Below are 16,056 nucleotides of genomic sequence, written 5' to 3'. Positions count from 1 at the left end.
GGGAATGCCCCCGGACCCGTTCCGGGGGCAGGGGCAGCGCCCCGTCACCCCCTCCGAAAAAAGCGATACGATCATGAACCATTTTCTGGACATCCACAAAACCGACAAGACCGCCCTGCGGGAGATCATCGACAGCGCCAGGGCGATCAAGACCGCCCGCAACGGTCGCCCCAAGGCCGCCAAAGACGACGATCTGCCGCTCAAGGACCATATGGTCGCGCTGATCTTCGAGAAGCCCTCGACCCGGACGCGCACCTCCTTCGACGTGGGTGTGCGCCAGATGGGCGGGCAGACCATGGTGCTCTCGGGCAGCGACATGCAGCTCGGCCATGGCGAGACCATCGCGGATACCGCACGGGTGATGTCGCGCTTTGTCGACATGATCATGATCCGGACCTTCGATGAATCTGTGCTGATTGAGATGGCCGAATACGCCACGGTGCCGGTGATCAACGGGCTGACCGACCGCACGCATCCCTGCCAGATCATGGCCGATGTGATGACCTTCGAGGAGCATCGCGGCCCCATCGCCGGCAAGAAGGTGGTGTGGTGCGGCGACGGCAACAATGTCTGTGCCTCCTTCCTGCACGCGGCGGGACAGTTCGGCTTCGACCTCACCTTCACCGGCCCGGTGCAGCTCGATCCGGAGATGGAATTCGTCGGGCTGGCGCGCAACGCGGGCAGCACCGTGACCATCGAGCGCGACCCGTTCAAGGCCGTCGAGGGCGCCGACCTGGTGGTCGCCGACACCTGGGTCTCGATGCATGATGCGCAGAGCGCGCGCGAGCGGCGCCACAATATGCTGCGGCCCTATCAGGTGAACGAAAAGCTGATGGAGGCGGCGGGCAAGGACGCGCTCTTCATGCATTGCCTGCCGGCGCATCGCGGGGAAGAAGTGACCTCGGAGGTGATGGACGGGCCGCAATCGGTGATCTGGGACGAGGCCGAGAACCGGCTGCACGCGCAAAAGGCAATCATGCGCTGGTGCGTGGGCGGCTGAGCCGCCCCGATGCGCAGGCGCCGCCCGTGGCACGGTCGCCGCGGCGTATTTGCCAAAGAGAAGACACATAAGACGCAGAGGGCGCGGGGGCGGATGTCTCCGCGCCTTTTCCTTGAGGGCGCGCGCGAAGGGCGGCTGTGCGCGAATGCGTATTGCCGGCAGCGGCGGGATAGCTAGGTTAGCGCTGTCACGCGCAAGGAGGCAGAGATGGCGGAGCCGAAGATCGGAATTTACGGGCTGGGCACGATGGGCTCGGCGCTGGCGCTCAACATGGCCGAGCAGGGCATCGCCATTGCGGTTTCGAACCGGACCGACGATCTGATCGACGCCTTTGCCACCCGCGCCGCGCCATTTGCCGGCGATGTCACCTCCGCGCCCGATCTGCCGGCGCTGATCGCGGCGCTGCCGCGGCCCCGGCTGCTGCTGGCGATGATCCCGTCGACGAGGCCCATCGACGACATGCTGGACGAGGTGATCCCGCTGCTCGATCCCGGCGATACGGTGATCGACGCGGGCAATGCGGATTTTCACGATACCATCCGGCGCACGGAGCGGATGGCGGCGGCGGGGCTGCATTTCGTCGGCATGGGCGTGTCCGGCGGCGAGGACGGGGCGCGGCACGGGCCGTCGATGATGTTCGGCGGCTCGGAAGAGAGCTGGACGGGGCTGAAACCGATCCTGACCGCCATCGCCGCGCGGTTCGAGGGCGCGCCCTGCGTCGACCGCATGGGGCCGGACGGGGCCGGGCATTTCGTCAAGACGGTGCATAACGGCATCGAATATGCCGATATGCAGATGATCGCCGAAACCTACGACCTGCTGCGCTTTGGCGCGGGGCTGTCGGTGGACGAGGTGGCGGAGCGCTTCGCGGCCTGGAACGCGGGGCCGCTCGGCAGCTATCTCTACGAGATCACCGCCGAGGTGTTACGCCATGACGATCCGCTGGCGGCCGGGCCGATGGTGGATGCCATTCTCGACCGCGCCGGCCAGAAGGGCACGGGCCGCTGGACCGCCATCGAGGCGGTGCGGCTCGGCCAGTCGGCGACGATGATCGAGGGCGCGGTGGCCGCGCGCGCCTGGTCGGCGGAAAAGCCGCTGCGCGAACGGGCCGGGGAGGCGTTCGGAAGCGAACGCGGCGCGCTGGAGATCGTGCCGGACGATCTGGAGGCGGCGCTGCTGGCGGCGCGGGTGCTGGAATATGCGCAGGGCTTCCGGATTCTCGACGCGGCCTCGGAGGAATATGGCTGGCAGCTCGATTTCGCGCGGATCGCCGAGATCTGGCGGGCGGGCTGCATCATTCGCGCGAAACTGCTCGACGATATCGCGGCGGCGTTCCGTGACGGTGCGCCGGAGGGGCAGCTGATCCTCGCGCCGGGCTTTGCCGGGACCTTCGCGCGCGGCATCCCGGCGCTGCGCCGCCTCGTGGCGCAGGCCATCGGGGCCGGATTCCCGCTGCCGGTGCTGGGCTCGGCGCTGAGCTTCTGGGACACGATGCGCCAGCCGCGCGGCACGGCGGCGCTGATCCAGGCGCAACGCGATTTCTTCGGCCATCACGGCTTCGACCGGGTCGACGGAAAAGACGCGCCGCACGGCCCGTGGTGGGACTGACCCGGGTCTTCATCTTTCTAAAAATACTCACAAAAAACCGTGGTGCCGCGCGGCGCTATGCCTGCTCGCGCGCCGCTCACCGCCCGCGCGGTTTGGCGCGCAGGGTGGGGTCGGCCTCGCGCGGGTCCTCGGGCCAGGGGTGTTTGGGGTATTGCGCCTTCATGTCCTTGCGCACATCCGCATAGGAGCCGTCCCAGAAGCCGGGCAGATCCATGGTGGTCTGCACCGGGCGCCGGGCCGGGGAGAGCAGGGTGACACGCAGCGGCGTGTTGCCGACCGTCGGGTGGCTGCGCTGGCCGAACATCTCTTGCAGGCGCAGCGAGATTTCCGGGTGCTCGCCGGAATAGTCGATGGGGATGTCGCGCCCGAGCGGGGTGGTGAACTTGCCGGGCACCGCCGTATCCAGCGCCTGCATCTGGCCCCAGTCGAGCCGGGCGCGCAGGGCGGGCAGAAGGTCGAACCGTTTCCAGTCCTCGGCGGTCTTGACCCCGGTGAGATAGGGCAGCAGCCACTCCTCTATCGTGTCCAGAAGCGCGGGGTCGGACATGTCGGGCAGGTCGAGCCCGCCGTCGCGGGCGATGGCGACGCGGGCAGAGAAGCGGCGGGCGGCGTCGGAGAGCGTGAGACCGAGATCGCGCACCCCGTCGAGCATGGCGCGGGCGATGGCGTCGGGCGGCGCGTCTTTCCAGATGCGGTCGTCGAGCGCGATGGCGCCGAGGCGTTCCTGCCGCCGCGCGATGACGCGGCGCTCGCGTTTCGACCAGGCGCAGCTGTCCTCCCAGCGGATCTGATCGGCGAAGAGGTCGCGCAGTTCGGAGTCGGTGATCCGGATCGCCTGGCGGATGCGGGCCTCGCGCGGGTTGCCGTCGGTATCGGTGACCACGATGAGCCGTGCGGAGGCCAGCGGATCGGCCTCGTCCATCACAGCCCCCTTGCCGCCGGAGAGCTGGTAGCGCGGGGCATCGCCCTTGCGGCGCAGGCCGATGCGGTCGGGATAGGCCAGCGCGGCCATGGCGGCGGGGCTCATTGCCTCCTTGCGGAGGCTCTTCGCCCGCGCGCTCAGCCGCCGGGCTTCGGACTTGATGCGCTCCAGCGCGCCGCGATTGACGCCATGCGGGCGGGTCTCGGTGAAGCGGCGCAGATCGGTGAGCGCTTCGAGCCGCAGGGTGAGGTCGGAGGGCGCGCCGGTGAGCGGGTCGCGATCCGAGAGCAGCGCCGCCAGCGGCGCGGCGGCGGGACCTGCCAGCGCGAGCATATGGGCGAGGCGCGGATGCAGCGGCAGGGAGGCCAGCACCTTGCCATGGGCGGTGATGCGCGCCTCGGCATCGAGCGCGCCGAGCATCCGCAAGAGCGCCTGCGCCTCCGCATAGGCGCCGGGATTGGGCGGGGTGAGAAAGGGCAGATCCCCGGGCGCCGCCCCCCAGAGCGCCAGCTCCAGTGCCAGTGCGGCGAGATCGGCGCTTTCGATCTCGGCGGGCGGGTAGGCGCGCTGCGCGCCCTCTTCGCCCCTGGTCCAGAGCCGGTAGGCGGTGCCCTCCGCGACACGCCCGGCGCGGCCCGCGCGCTGGGTGGCTTCGGCGCGGGTCACGCGCTCGGTCACCAGCCGCGCCATGCCGGAGCCCGGATCGAAGCGGGCGCGGCGGGCGCGGCCACCGTCCACCACCACGCGGATATCCTCGATGGTGAGCGAGGTTTCGGCGATGGCGGTGGCCAGCACCAGCTTGCGGCCCTGCGTCTCGGGGCGGATCGCGGCGCGCTGGGCGGCGAACTCCATGGCGCCGAAGAGCGGACGGATCTGGATGTCTTTCGGCAGGCGCTTGGCCAGCAGCGCCTGGGTGCGGCGGATCTCGCCCTCGCCGGGCAGGAAGGCGAGAATGCCGCCCTCGGTCTCGGACGCGGCCCGGGCGATGAGATCGGCCATGGCGTCTTCGAAGCGCTGGCGCTTGGGCAGGGGCGCGTCGAGCCAGCGGGTCTCGACCGGAAAGGCGCGGCCCTCGGAGGTGACGATGGGGGCGGCCATGAGATCGGCCACCGGCTGGGCGTCGAGCGTCGCCGACATCGCCAGCAGGAGCAGGTCGTCGCGCAGGGCGCCGGCGATCTCCAGGCAAAGCGCGAGGCCGAGATCGGCATTGAGCGAGCGTTCGTGGAACTCGTCGAAGATCACCGCGCCGATGCCGGAAAGCTCCGGGTCGGACTGGATCATGCGGGTGAGGATGCCCTCGGTCACCACCTCGATGCGGGTGGTTTTCGAGACCTTGGCCTCGCCGCGGATGCGGTAGCCGACGGTTTGCCCCGGGGCCTCGCCGAGCGTCTCGGCCATGCGCGCGGCGGCGGCGCGGGCGGCGAGGCGGCGCGGCTCCAGCATGACGATCTTTTGTGGCGTGAGGCCGGCCTCCAGCATGGCGAGCGGCACGCGGGTGGTCTTGCCGGCGCCGGGCGGGGCTTGCAGCACGGCGCGGCCGGCATCGCGCAGGGCGGATATCAGCTCGGGCAGGGCGGCGTCGATGGGCAGGCGGTCCATGGCGCGGCTTATGGCGCATGTGGCGGGCGGGGTCCATCGCGGCGGTGCCTTTGGCTGCCGGGAGCATTTTGCGTATTTGTGAAAGAGAAGACGCACAGGCGCCGGCAGGGGGTGGACATCGCGGCGCGGGGCGGGTCATTTCGGAGGCGGAATTGACGAGGTGGACGGCATGGATATCGGCGATCTGGCGGAACGCATTCTGAAAGGCGAGCGGCGCGCGCTGGCGCGGGCGATCACGCTGGTGGAAAGCGGGCGGGCCGATCACCGGGCGGCGGCACGGGAGCTGCTGGAAAAGCTGCGCGGCGCCGGGCGCGAGGCGCTGCGTATCGGGCTTTCGGGCACGCCGGGGGTGGGGAAATCCACCTTTATCGAGGCCTTCGGCATGATGCTGACGGCGCAGGGGCTGAAAGTGGCGGTGCTGGCGGTGGACCCGTCCTCGGCGCGTTCGGGCGGCTCGATCCTTGGCGACAAGACCCGGATGGAGCGGCTGAGCCGCGATCCCAATGCCTTTATCCGGCCCTCGCCGGCGCAATCGCAACTGGGGGGCGTGGCGCGGCGGACCCGTGAGGCGATCGGGCTTTGCGAGGCCGCCGGATTCGACGTGATTCTCATCGAGACCGTTGGTGTGGGCCAGTCGGAAACCGTGGTGGCGGAGATGTCGGATCTCTTCCTGCTGCTGCTGGCGCCGGCGGGCGGCGACGAGTTGCAGGGGGTGAAGCGCGGCATCATGGAGACCGCCGATATCATCCTGATCAACAAGGCCGATGGCGATCTCAAGGCCACCGCCACGCGCACCTGCGCCGACTACGCGGGCGCGCTGCGGCTCTTGCGCAAGCGACCGCAGGATCCGCAGGGCTTTCCCAAGGCGCTGACCGTCTCGGCGCTGGAGGAGGAGGGCTTGCAGAAGGCCTGGGACGAGATGCAGGCGCTGACCGAGTGGCGCCGCGAGACCGGGCATTTCGCCGCGCGCCGGGCCGGGCAGGCGCGGTTCTGGTTCGAATCCGAGGTGCGCGAGGGGCTGCTGGCGCGGCTGCGGCGCGAACCCGTGAAGGGCGCCATGACGGCGCTGGCGCATCAGGTGGAAGAGGGCGGGATCAGCGCCGCCGCCGCTGCCGATGAATTGCTCGAGACCTATCTGGGAGAGACCCCCGGCGCATGAAGAGCGAGCGCGTCTTCGACGGCGCGCTGCTGCGGGCCGATCTCTTCAAGGGCGGCAACAAGCGGCTTTTCGTGAGTTTTCGCCAGCGCATCGGCGAGCCCGGCGATTTCGACACCGTGCGCCCGGTGCGCGCCTTTACCGCGCGCGGCTATGCGCATCTGCATATCCAGAGCCGTTGGAACGACTGGTTCGTCAATGACGAGACACAGGCGCTGGAGGCGGTGCTGCGCGAGCTGGCGCAGCGATTCCGGCGCGTCGTGTCGATGGGGTTTTCCATGGGCGGCTACGGCGCCTTTCGGTTTTCGGCGGCGCTGAACATCGCGCAGGTGATCGCGATCTCGCCGCAGATCTCCATCGCGCCGGAGCTAGTGCCCTTCGACCGGCGCTATCGGCGCGAGGCGGAGGGATTCGACGCCGCACTCGGCGATCTGGCGCGGCATGGCAGCCCGGCGCTGCGCGGGGCGGTGCTCTGCGATCCCTTCGTGGCCAACGACCTGCGGCACGCGCTGATGGCCCAGGTGATCTTTCCGCGCCTGCGCATCTGCCGGCTGGCCGGGGGCGGGCACCCGCCGACGCGGGTGCTGCGGCAGGGCGGGTTCTTTCCGCAGATGCAGGCGGAGCTGGTGCATGGCGGGGTCGATGCGGCGCGGCTGATCGCCGGGCACCGGGCCGCGCGGCGCCTGTCGCCGAGCTATTTCGACCATATGCGCCGGGTTGCCGAGCGGCACGGCAGGCCGGCGCTCGCGGCGCGGTTCACCGCGCTCGGCGCGGCGGCGGTGCCGGTTGTGAACAAGGGGTGAAAGCCTGCCGGAGAAGGGCTTGACGCGCCGGGGGCTTGGGGCTAGAGAAGCCCGACCAGATTTCCGGGCGCCGCTGTGGCGCCCTTTCATATTGGCGAAGGAACGGCACAGACTGCCAGAGCCGGATTTTCGCCCCGAGACGATGAGGATGGACCCATGTCGCGCGTATGCGAACTGACCGGCAAAGGCCCGATGACGGGTCACAACGTAAGCCACGCCAACAACAAGACCAAGCGGCGCTTTCTGCCGAACCTGAACGATGTGACGCTTCAGTCGGAAACCCTGGGCCGTGGCGTCAAGCTACGGATCTCGGCCTCCGCGCTGCGTTCGGTCGATCATCGCGGCGGGCTCGACAAGTTCCTGGCGAAAGCCAAGGACACCGAGCTCAGCGCCAACGCGCTGAAGGTGAAGAAAGAGATCGCCAAGGCGCAGGCCGCTCAGGCCTGATTCGGCCTCCACAGGCTTATCCACAGCCCCGGCGCTCCGCAGCGCCGGGGCTGTTTCCTTTTGTCGCGTGACAATCCGGGACGCTTTGCCTAATTCTTGGCCGATGCTCCGGAAAAGATATCCACTGGCTGCTTTTTTTCTCGCCCTGGTGCTTGCGCTGACAGGCTACCAGATGGCCGTGGCGCGGGCTCAGCCGGCGCCGGCGGGCGAGATCGTGATCTGCTCCGGGCTGGGGTTGGTCACGGTGATGGTGGATGCCGAGGGCAATCCGGTCGGTCACAGCCATGTCTGCCCGGACGGGCTTTTGACGCTGTTCGCGGCGGCGGGCGGGGGCTGGACCCCGCCGCAGGCTCTGCCGCTCTGGCTGCGCGTGGCGCCGGAATTCGCCGCGCGGCGCGGGCAGGGGATGCGCGTGCCGCTGCCGCAGGCGCGCGATCCGCCCGCCGCTGTCTGAACTGGTAAGCGACATTCAGACAGACATAAGGACATTCCGACAATGAAATCCCTGATTCTCGCCGGCGCCTCTGCGCTGGCGCTCGCCACCCCTGCCTTTGCCGAGATCGCGGTGCAGGATGCCTATGCCCGCAGCGCCATGGCCGGCGCCAAGACCGGTGCCGCCTTCATGGTGATCGAGAACACCGGCGACGAGGACGACCGGCTGATCGCCGTTGCCTCGGACGCGGCGGTCAAGGTCGAGCTGCACACCCATATCGCCGGTGACAACGGCGTCATGCGCATGGTCGAGGTCGAGGAGGGCTTTGTGATTCCCGCGCATGGCTCGCACGCGCTGGCGCGCGGCGGCGATCATGTGATGTTCATGGGGCTCACCGCGCCCTTCGAGCAGGACAAGATGCTGAACGTCACCCTGACCTTCGAGAAGGCCGGGGAGATGGTGGTCGAGATCCCGGTGGATCTGGAGCGCCAGCCGGATCACGCCATGCAGCATGGCAAGACGGGCGGCATGACGAACTGAGGGTTTTGCCACGCCGAGAGAGAACCGCGCTCCATCGGGGCGCGGTTTTTTGTTGCCATGGCTTCGGGATGTGACGGGTGGCAGTGGGCAAGAGGTGCGCACTTAAGTGACTTGTCTAATCTTCGCTCTCAGGCCCGGAAGCAAGCCGAAGGCGCCGGTGTCGACGGACCCGTGAGGCAGAGTTTCGCCAGTCGCCGGAGGCGCCCGACAGCCCTAAAGCGCCGTCAGCAGCTCCGCGACCCAGTCCGGCACCACCTTGCTCGCCGGGCCGACGCGGTGGTCGTCGAAGGCGCGGCTGATGCCGCTGTCCGCAAGGTTCAGCTCCACCGTCTCGGCACCGGCCATCGCGGCCTCCTCGACGAATCCCGCCGCCGGATAGACCTGCCCCGACGTGCCGATCGCGGCGAAGAGATCGCAGCTTTGCAGATGCTCGGCGATGATCTCCATGTGATAGGGCATCTCGCCGAACCAGACGATATCGGGCCGCCCGGCGGGGGCGTTGCAGGACGGGCAGGGCGTGCCCGGCGCCATTTCGAGCGGCGCCGGCCAGCGGTGGCCGCAGGCAAAACACAGCGCGCCCGCAAGCTCGCCATGCATGTGAATCGCCTTGGCGCCGGCTTTTTCGTGCAGCGCGTCGACGTTCTGGGTGACGATCACCACCTCGCCCGGCCAGTCGCGCTGGAGCCTCGCCAGCGCCTCATGCGCGGGGTTGGGCGCGGCCTCCAGCGCCTGCGCGCGGCGCGCGTTGTAAAAGCGATGCACCAGCCCGGGGTCGCGGGCAAAGCCCTCCGGCGTCGCCACATCCTCGATCCGGTGCTGTGCCCAGAGCCCGCCCTCATCGCGGAACGTGCCCAGCCCGCTTTCGGCGGAAATGCCTGCGCCTGTCAGGATCACGATCTTTCGGGCCATGCTTTTCCCCCTTGTCCGGACGCATTAGGTAAAGGCGCAAAGGAGACGCCCATGGCCCAAACTATCCTCTTTGTCTGTCTCGGCAATATCTGCCGCTCGCCTTCCGCCGAGGGGGTGCTGCGCGCCATGGCGTCCGAGCGCGGAAAGGCGCTCGAGATCGACAGCGCGGGCACCGGTGACTGGCATCTGGGCGAGCCGCCCTACGGGCCGATGCAGCGCGCGGCGCAGGCGCGGGGCTACGATCTGTCTCCGCTGCGCGCGCGGCAGGTGAGCGTGGAGGATTTCGCGCGATTCGATCTGATTCTCGCGATGGATGAGAGCAACATGGCCAATCTCAAAGCGATGCGCCCCGCCGACGCGCGCGCCGAGCTGCGGCTCTTTACCGATTACGCGCCGCAGACGCGCGCCACCGAGGTGCCCGACCCGTATTATACCCGCGATTTCGACGGGGCGCTCGATCTCATCGAGATCGCGGCGCGCGGTCTGCTGGATCAGCTCGGCGAATAGATCGCCCTGGCCACGTACCAGGTCACCGGCAGCGCCACCACGGCCCCCGCCGCCGCAGAGGCGACAATCGGGATCAGCGTGTCGTACCCGGTGACCAGCGCGGCGATCATGAAGCTGCCCGCAAGCGTGGTTCCGATGAGAGAGTAGAGGATTCCGGCAAGTCTCAGCATGGCTGTCTCTCCTTGGCTGCGCGTTTCCGCGAGAGACATCATGAATCCGGTATGTGTTCCTTGATCCCGGTCAATTGCGCAGGGCAATCGGGGGACATGCGCGCTCTTGATCGGATGGTAAAAATCCCGCTAGTCTCGGCGCGGGATTTCATTTTCAGAACCTCAGGAATTATCCGATGATCAGACAAAGCCTTGCGGGCGCTGCGCTGTTGGCACTCGCCGCCTGCGCGCCAACCGCGAACGACGTGGAGAAGGTCCGTGCCCTCTCCGAAATCACCTGTGCGCAGCGTCCCGACAATTGCGCCTATGAGAACAGCCCGGTGAAAGTGGCCGACCGACCCGTCACCTTGCCGAAGCGGCCCTACCGGTTCTTTCCGCTGGCCGAGCCGCTGCGCTTTACCGACGCCCGGAGCAAGACCTGGATTGCGCCGCCGGGCACCTTGACCGATGGCGCCTCGATCCCCGAGATCTTCGTGGCCATCGTGGGCCAGCCGACCGCGCCGGAATATGTCAACGCCGCCGCCATTCACGACGCCTATTGCGGTGTCGGCAACGAGGGCGGGGCCAATTACCACAACGGGCGCTGGGAGGATGTGCACCGCATGTTCTATGATGCGCTCGTCGCCTCGGGCACGCCCGATCAGCGCGCCAAGATCATGTTCGCGGCGGTCTGGCTCGGCGGGCCGCGCTGGAACGTGCATTATTCGCTCGACCAGGTGCCCGCCGTGCCCAAGCAGCGGGCGATGCGTGCGGCGAAGCGGTATGTCGAAACCGAGAACCCGTCACTGGCGCAGCTCGAGGCGCGGCTGCGGCGGCTGGAGAAACAGCTCATTCGCCAGCATCCGGGCCTCTTCCCCTTCATGCATCCCGACGATGTCGAGCGCGAGGCGGAGTACGACACGCCCGCTGAGCCCGAGTACGGCGGCAATGACGATGTCGATCCGGAAGGTCCGCAGCCGATGTAGGCGCCGGTCCGGCGTCTGATGCCTGAGCGGGCCGCGCGGGATTGCTCCGCGCGGCGCTTGCCGTTACATGGCGCGCCCATGACGAGCTCGAACAAACATCCCGACGCGCCCTGGCGCAATTTCTACGGTCGCGTGCGCGGCAAGACGCTGAAGGCGTCGCAGGAGGCCTATCTGGACGAGGATCTGGCCGGGCTCTCGCCGGGGCCGGTGGACTGGGAGGAGAACCCCGAGCGCAAGCCGCTGGATCTGGGCGCGCTGTTCGGTGGCCGGCCGGTCTGGCTGGAGATCGGATTCGGCGGCGGCGAGCATATGGTGCATCAGGCCGCCACCTATCCGGATATGGGGATCATCGGCTGCGAGCCCTTCATGAACGGTGTCGCCATGCTGCTGGGCAAGATCCGCGCGGCGGGGCTGGAGAATGTGCGGGTGCATCCCGGCGATGTCCGCAATCTCTTCGACGTGCTGCCCGAGGCGAGCATCGACCGGGCGTTCCTGCTCTATCCCGATCCCTGGCCCAAGAAACGCCACCACAAGCGCCGTTTTGTGACGCAGGAGCATCTGGAGCCGCTGGCGCGGGCGCTGAAGCCCGGCGCGATATTCCGCGTGGCGACGGATATCCCCGATTATGTGCGTCAGACGCTGGTCGAGGTGCCGAAAGCCGGGTTCGACTGGCTGGCGGAGCGGCCCGAGGACTGGCGCCGGCCCTGGGGTGACTGGCTTTCGACCCGCTACGAGCAGAAGGCGCTGCGCGAGGGGCGCGTGCCGCATTACCTGACCTTCCGCCGGCGGTGAGGGCGTTTGGGAGTATTTGCAGAAAGATGAAGGGCCGGGCGCGGCGCCCTGCTTTCATCTTTCCGGAAAATACTCAAACGGCTTCGGGGCCCGCGCGGGCGATGGACGGCGCGCGGGGCGGCTGCTATCAGGCGCGCGAGCGATAACACGAGGGGGCGTCATGTCGAGCCACGGGGAAGCCATTCCGATGATTGCGCGCCGGTCCACGGGCCTGCATGGCGAGGCGCATGTGCCGGGGGACAAGTCGATCTCGCACCGGTCGCTGATCCTGGGCGCGATGGCGGTGGGCGAGACCCGTGTCACCGGGCTGCTGGAGGGGCAGGACGTGCTCGACACCGCCAAGGCGATGCGCGCCTTCGGGGCGCAGGTCGAGAAGCGCGGCGATACCTGGCATGTGCAGGGCGTCGGCGTCGGCGGCTTCGCCGAGCCCGGTCAGGTGATCGATTGCGGCAATTCCGGCACCGGTGTGCGGCTGATCATGGGGGCGATGGCGACCACGCCCATCGCCGCGACCTTCACCGGCGATGCCAGCCTCAACAAGCGGCCCATGGCGCGGGTCACTGACCCGCTGGCGCTGTTCGGCGCGCGGGCCTACGGGCGCGCGGGCGGGCGGCTGCCGATGACCATTCTCGGTGCGCGCGATCCGCTGCCGGTGCGCTACGCCACACCCGTGCCCTCGGCACAGGTGAAATCGGCGGTGCTGCTGGCCGGGCTGGCGGCGCCGGGCGAAACCGTGGTGATCGAGCGCGAGGCCACGCGGGACCATTCCGAGCGCATGCTGGCGGGGTTCGGCGCGCGGGTGACGACCGAAGAGACCGATGAGGGCCGGGTGATCACGCTCACCGGCCAGCCGGAGCTGCGGCCGCAGGATATCGTCGTGCCGCGCGATCCGTCCTCGGCGGCGTTTCCGGTCTGCGCCGCGTTGATCTGCGAGGGCTCGGACGTGCTGGTGCCGAATATCGGGCTGAACCCGACGCGGGCGGGGCTGTTCTTTACCCTGCGCGAGATGGGCGCGGATCTGAGCTTCGAGAACGAGCGCGAGGAGGGCGGCGAGCCGGTGGCGGATCTGCGCGCGCGCTTCTCGCCGGATCTGAAGGGCATCGAGGTGCCGCCCGAACGCGCCGCCAGCATGATCGACGAATATCCGGTGCTCGCGGTGGTGGCGGCCTTTGCCGAGGGCAAGACGCATATGCCCGGCGTGAAGGAGCTGCGGGTCAAGGAAAGCGACCGGATCGACGCCATGGCGGTTGGGCTGCGCGCCAATGGCGTGGAGGTCGAGGAGGGCGAGGACTGGTGGACGGTGCATGGCCGCGGCCATGGCAATGTGCCGGGCGGGGCGGAGGCGCGGAGCCATCTCGATCACCGCATCGCCATGTCCTTCCTGATTCTGGGGCTGGCCACGGCAGAGCCGGTGCGGGTGGACGATGGCGGGCCCATCGCCACCTCCTTTCCGGTCTTCGAGCCGCTGATGACGGCGCTTGGGGCGGCGATCTCGCGCGCGGGGTGAGGCGCGCCTCAGCGGCGGATCGCGACCCGCGCGGCGCCGGGGGTTGAAGCGCGCGGCGGCGCTCGCCATAACACGGGGTCTGTAGGCTTTCAGGGAAGAGGCGGCATGGCGTTCACCATCGCAATCGACGGGCCGGCGGCGGCGGGCAAGGGCACGATCAGCCAGGCGGTGGCGCGGCATTTCGGGTTCGGTCATCTGGATACCGGGCTGCTCTACCGCGCGGTCGGGCGGCAGATGCTCGACGGGGTCGAGCCGGTTGCGGCGGCGCGCGGGCTGATGGCGGAGGATCTCGAGGCCGAGGGGCTGCGCAGCCCGGACGTGGCGCAGGCGGCGAGCAAGGTCGCGGCGATCCCGGAGGTGCGTGCGGCGCTGGTGGATTTCCAGCGCGCCTATGCGCGCCGCGCCGGCGGCGCGGTGCTGGACGGGCGCGATATCGGCACGGTGATCTGCCCGGAGGCCGAGGCCAAGCTCTTTGTCACCGCCAGCCCCGAAGTGCGTGCCCGCCGCCGTTACGAGGAGTTGCACGCGCAGGGTGTCGAGACAGCGTATGAGATCGTGCTGGCGGAGACCCGCGAGCGCGACCATCGCGACGCGACCCGCGCCGACGCGCCGTTGCGCCCGGCGGAGGACGCGGTGGTGCTGGACACCTCGGAGCTCGATATCGACGCGGCGGTGGTGCGCGCCATCGCGGCGGTCGATGCGGCGCGGGGCAGCGGCGAAGGCTGAGGCGGGCGGGGCCGCTCGTCGAGCCCTTGCGGGCTCTTCTCGCCGAGGGGCAGGGCCATTCACGCTTGCGCGACGGCCAGCCAGCGGGTATATCGCGCGCGTCAAGCAAGGCAAACAACGCCGCGGACGACGAGACGAGCAGGGTCGGCACCACCGGCCCTCTTTCGTATTGCGGAGCGCCCGAAGGACCAATCCGTGCGGCCCAAGGCCCACATCACCAAGACCGGCGGAGACAACCGCCCGGCCAGAAAAACCGAAGATGAAAAGGATCATAACGCCACATGGCTAACGCAACCATGGAGGAATTCGAGGCCCTCCTTAATGAAAGCCTCGAAATGGACACGCCCGATGAGGGCACTGTCGTCAAGGGCAAGGTCATCGCGATCGAAGCGGGCCAGGCCATCATCGATGTCGGCTACAAGATGGAAGGCCGCGTCGAACTCAAGGAATTCGCGAATCCCGGCGAAGCGCCCGACATCACCGTCGGCGATGAGGTCGAAGTCTATCTCCGCGCCGCCGAGAACGCCCGCGGCGAAGCCGTCATCTCCCGCGAGATGGCCCGCCGCGAAGAAGCCTGGGACCGTCTCGAAAAAGCCTATGCCGACGACGCCCGTGTCGAAGGTGCGATCTTCGGTCGCGTCAAGGGCGGCTTCACCGTCGATCTCGGCGGTGCCGTGGCCTTCCTGCCCGGCTCCCAGGTCGATGTGCGCCCGGTGCGCGACGCCGGCCCGCTCATGGGTCTCAAGCAGCCGTTCCAGATCCTCAAGATGGACCGTCGCCGCGGCAACATCGTTGTCTCGCGCCGCGCGATCCTCGAAGAGAGCCGCGCCGAACAGCGTGCCGAGGTCATCTCGAACCTCTCCGAAGGCCAGACGGTCGACGGCGTGGTCAAGAACATCACCGAATACGGTGCGTTTGTTGACCTGGGCGGTGTCGACGGCCTGCTGCACGTCACCGACATGGCATGGCGCCGTGTGAACCACCCCTCCGAGATCCTGTCGATCGGCGAGACCGTCAAAGTCCAGGTCATCAAGATCAACAAGGAAACCCACCGTATCAGCCTGGGCATGAAGCAGCTCCAGGAAGATCCGTGGGATCTGGTTGCCGTCAAGTTCCCGCTGGGCTCGGTCCACAAGGGCCGCGTCACGAACATCACCGATTACGGTGCCTTCGTGGAGCTGGAGCCGGGCGTCGAGGGCCTCGTTCACGTCTCGGAAATGTCCTGGACCAAGAAGAACGTGCACCCCGGCAAGATCGTCTCCACCTCGCAGGAAGTGGACGTCATGGTGCTCGAGATCGACCCGGCCAAGCGCCGCGTGTCGCTCGGCCTCAAGCAGACCATGCGCAACCCGTGGGAAGTCTTCTCCGAGACCCACCCCGAGGGCACGCAGGTCGAAGGCGAGGTCAAGAACATCACCGAATTCGGTCTGTTCATCGGCCTCGACGGCGAGATCGACGGCATGGTGCACCTCTCGGATCTCAGCTGGGATCAGCGCGGCGAGGAAGCCATCCAGGAATACCGCAAGGGCGACGTGGTTCAGGCCGTGGTCACCGAAGTGGACACCGACAAGGAGCGCATCTCGCTCTCGATCAAGGCCCTGGGCGGCGACAAGTTCGCCGATGCGGTTGGCGGCGTGAAGCGCGGCTCGATCGTGACCGTCGAGGTCACCGCGATCGAGGATGGCGGCATCGAGGTGGAATACGAAGGCATGAAATCCTTCATCCGCCGCTCCGACCTGTCGCGTGACCGCGCAGAGCAGCGCCCCGAGCGCTTCTCGGTCGGTGACAAGATCGACGTGCGCGTCACCAATATCGACAGCAAGACCCGCCGTCTGGGCCTGTCGATCAAGGCACGCGAGATCGCCGAAGAGAAAGAGGCCGTGGAACAGTACGGCTCCTCGGACTCCGGCGCATCGCTGGGCGACATCCTGGGCGCGGCGCTGAAAGGCGACAACTGAGCCTGACGCGCGCT

16 protein-coding genes are annotated in these 16,056 nt (G+C 68.3%); 13 read left to right on the top strand and 3 right to left on the bottom strand.

From position 1 onward, the window contains the following. Positions 1 to 73: 73 nt before the first annotated feature. Positions 74 to 1,000, top strand: coding sequence for an ornithine carbamoyltransferase (gene argF, locus Ga0080574_RS24025; protein WP_076705586.1), 927 nt, complete (start codon positions 74 to 76; stop codon positions 998 to 1,000). Positions 1,001 to 1,207: 207 nt separating this feature from the next. Next, a complete protein-coding gene (gene gnd, locus Ga0080574_RS24020; protein ID WP_076705584.1) occupies positions 1,208 to 2,608 on the top strand; it encodes an NADP-dependent phosphogluconate dehydrogenase in 1,401 nt (466 codons plus the stop codon). 76 nt (positions 2,609 to 2,684) lie between these two features. Here gnd and hrpB read toward each other — a convergent pair whose 3' ends face one another. After that, the gene (hrpB, locus tag Ga0080574_RS24015; RefSeq protein ID WP_076705582.1) at positions 2,685 to 5,129 is read right to left on the bottom strand and encodes an ATP-dependent helicase HrpB; all 2,445 of its coding nucleotides are present in this window, start codon (positions 5,127 to 5,129) and stop codon (positions 2,685 to 2,687) included. Between the two features lie 169 nt (positions 5,130 to 5,298). Between hrpB and meaB the strand changes: the two genes are divergently transcribed. From meaB to Ga0080574_RS23990, 5 genes are all read left to right on the top strand, one after another. Then, positions 5,299 to 6,288, top strand: coding sequence for a methylmalonyl Co-A mutase-associated GTPase MeaB (gene meaB / locus Ga0080574_RS24010; protein ID WP_076706124.1), 990 nt, complete (start codon positions 5,299 to 5,301; stop codon positions 6,286 to 6,288). Then, on the top strand, positions 6,285 to 7,088 hold the full coding sequence (locus Ga0080574_RS24005; RefSeq protein ID WP_076705580.1) for an alpha/beta hydrolase: 804 nt from the start codon (positions 6,285 to 6,287) through the stop codon (positions 7,086 to 7,088). Before meaB ends, Ga0080574_RS24005 begins: the two co-directional genes overlap by 4 nt. Positions 7,089 to 7,244: 156 nt before the next feature. Then, on the top strand, positions 7,245 to 7,535 hold the full coding sequence (rpmB, locus tag Ga0080574_RS24000) for a 50S ribosomal protein L28 (protein ID WP_076705578.1): 291 nt from the start codon (positions 7,245 to 7,247) through the stop codon (positions 7,533 to 7,535). A 172-nt stretch (positions 7,536 to 7,707) separates the two neighbouring features. Continuing rightward, positions 7,708 to 7,989, top strand: coding sequence for a hypothetical protein (locus tag Ga0080574_RS23995; protein ID WP_237219311.1), 282 nt, complete (start codon positions 7,708 to 7,710; stop codon positions 7,987 to 7,989). A gap of 42 nt (positions 7,990 to 8,031) precedes the next feature. After that, positions 8,032 to 8,508 (top strand): copper chaperone PCu(A)C, encoded by a 477-nt coding sequence (locus Ga0080574_RS23990; protein WP_076705574.1) that lies wholly within the window; start codon positions 8,032 to 8,034, stop codon positions 8,506 to 8,508. Positions 8,509 to 8,721: 213 nt separating this feature from the next. Here the strand turns inward: Ga0080574_RS23990 and Ga0080574_RS23985 are convergent, their stop codons facing one another. Beyond that, positions 8,722 to 9,417: an NAD-dependent deacylase gene (locus tag Ga0080574_RS23985; protein WP_076705572.1), complete on the bottom strand. Its 696-nt coding sequence runs from the start codon at positions 9,415 to 9,417 to the stop codon at positions 8,722 to 8,724. Positions 9,418 to 9,468: 51 nt separating this feature from the next. Here Ga0080574_RS23985 and Ga0080574_RS23980 point away from each other — a divergent pair, with 51 nt between their 5' ends. Next, positions 9,469 to 9,924 (top strand): low molecular weight protein-tyrosine-phosphatase, encoded by a 456-nt coding sequence (locus Ga0080574_RS23980; protein ID WP_076705570.1) that lies wholly within the window; start codon positions 9,469 to 9,471, stop codon positions 9,922 to 9,924. Here the strand turns inward: Ga0080574_RS23980 and Ga0080574_RS23975 are convergent. Beyond that, complete coding sequence (locus Ga0080574_RS23975) at positions 9,909 to 10,094, bottom strand: CTP synthetase (protein WP_076705562.1); 186 nt, start codon at positions 10,092 to 10,094, stop codon at positions 9,909 to 9,911. The genes Ga0080574_RS23980 and Ga0080574_RS23975 overlap by 16 nt on opposite strands. Positions 10,095 to 10,270: 176 nt before the next feature. Here Ga0080574_RS23975 and Ga0080574_RS23970 point away from each other — a divergent pair, with 176 nt between their 5' ends. The 5 genes from Ga0080574_RS23970 (at position 10,271) to rpsA (ending at position 16,042) form a co-directional block, all read left to right on the top strand. Continuing rightward, entirely contained in the window at positions 10,271 to 11,059 is a 789-nt protein-coding gene (locus tag Ga0080574_RS23970) for a DUF1353 domain-containing protein (RefSeq protein WP_076705560.1), read from the top strand. A gap of 78 nt (positions 11,060 to 11,137) precedes the next feature. Next, a complete protein-coding gene (gene trmB, locus Ga0080574_RS23965) occupies positions 11,138 to 11,851 on the top strand; it encodes a tRNA (guanine(46)-N(7))-methyltransferase TrmB (RefSeq protein ID WP_076705558.1) in 714 nt (237 codons plus the stop codon). Positions 11,852 to 12,011: 160 nt separating this feature from the next. Next, the gene (aroA, locus tag Ga0080574_RS23960; RefSeq protein ID WP_076705555.1) at positions 12,012 to 13,358 is read left to right on the top strand and encodes a 3-phosphoshikimate 1-carboxyvinyltransferase; all 1,347 of its coding nucleotides are present in this window, start codon (positions 12,012 to 12,014) and stop codon (positions 13,356 to 13,358) included. 105 nt (positions 13,359 to 13,463) lie between these two features. After that, positions 13,464 to 14,084: a (d)CMP kinase gene (locus Ga0080574_RS23955; protein WP_076705553.1), complete on the top strand. Its 621-nt coding sequence runs from the start codon at positions 13,464 to 13,466 to the stop codon at positions 14,082 to 14,084. A 281-nt stretch (positions 14,085 to 14,365) separates the two neighbouring features. Next, entirely contained in the window at positions 14,366 to 16,042 is a 1,677-nt protein-coding gene (gene rpsA / locus Ga0080574_RS23950) for a 30S ribosomal protein S1 (protein WP_076705551.1), read from the top strand. The last annotated feature ends 14 nt before the right edge of the window (positions 16,043 to 16,056 follow it).

Origin of the sequence: Salipiger abyssi (assembly GCF_001975705.1) — a bacterium.
Classification (GTDB): Bacteria; Pseudomonadota; Alphaproteobacteria; order Rhodobacterales; family Rhodobacteraceae; genus Salipiger; species Salipiger abyssi.
The sequence above is the reverse complement of the archived record's forward strand: the minus strand, read 5'-3'. Positions and strand labels throughout refer to the sequence as shown.

Bases quoted from the DNA above. Each gene is read 5' to 3' on its own strand.
- argF (WP_076705586.1), top strand. From the start codon at position 74: ATGAACCATTTTCTGGACATCCACAAAACCGACAAGACCGCCCTGCGG.
- hrpB (WP_076705582.1), bottom strand. From the start codon at position 5,129: ATGGACCGCCTGCCCATCGACGCCGCCCTGCCCGAGCTGATATCCGCC.
- rpmB (WP_076705578.1), top strand. From the start codon at position 7,245: ATGTCGCGCGTATGCGAACTGACCGGCAAAGGCCCGATGACGGGTCAC.
- meaB (WP_076706124.1), top strand. From the start codon at position 5,299: ATGGATATCGGCGATCTGGCGGAACGCATTCTGAAAGGCGAGCGGCGC.
- Ga0080574_RS23955 (WP_076705553.1), top strand. From the start codon at position 13,464: ATGGCGTTCACCATCGCAATCGACGGGCCGGCGGCGGCGGGCAAGGGC.
- gnd (WP_076705584.1), top strand. From the start codon at position 1,208: ATGGCGGAGCCGAAGATCGGAATTTACGGGCTGGGCACGATGGGCTCG.
- Ga0080574_RS23995 (WP_237219311.1), top strand. From the start codon at position 7,708: ATGGCCGTGGCGCGGGCTCAGCCGGCGCCGGCGGGCGAGATCGTGATC.
- Ga0080574_RS24005 (WP_076705580.1), top strand. From the start codon at position 6,285: ATGAAGAGCGAGCGCGTCTTCGACGGCGCGCTGCTGCGGGCCGATCTC.
- Ga0080574_RS23980 (WP_076705570.1), top strand. From the start codon at position 9,469: ATGGCCCAAACTATCCTCTTTGTCTGTCTCGGCAATATCTGCCGCTCG.
- Ga0080574_RS23975 (WP_076705562.1), bottom strand. From the start codon at position 10,094: ATGCTGAGACTTGCCGGAATCCTCTACTCTCTCATCGGAACCACGCTT.
- aroA (WP_076705555.1), top strand. From the start codon at position 12,012: ATGTCGAGCCACGGGGAAGCCATTCCGATGATTGCGCGCCGGTCCACG.
- trmB (WP_076705558.1), top strand. From the start codon at position 11,138: ATGACGAGCTCGAACAAACATCCCGACGCGCCCTGGCGCAATTTCTAC.
- rpsA (WP_076705551.1), top strand. From the start codon at position 14,366: ATGGCTAACGCAACCATGGAGGAATTCGAGGCCCTCCTTAATGAAAGC.
- Ga0080574_RS23990 (WP_076705574.1), top strand. From the start codon at position 8,032: ATGAAATCCCTGATTCTCGCCGGCGCCTCTGCGCTGGCGCTCGCCACC.
- Ga0080574_RS23970 (WP_076705560.1), top strand. From the start codon at position 10,271: ATGATCAGACAAAGCCTTGCGGGCGCTGCGCTGTTGGCACTCGCCGCC.
- Ga0080574_RS23985 (WP_076705572.1), bottom strand. From the start codon at position 9,417: ATGGCCCGAAAGATCGTGATCCTGACAGGCGCAGGCATTTCCGCCGAA.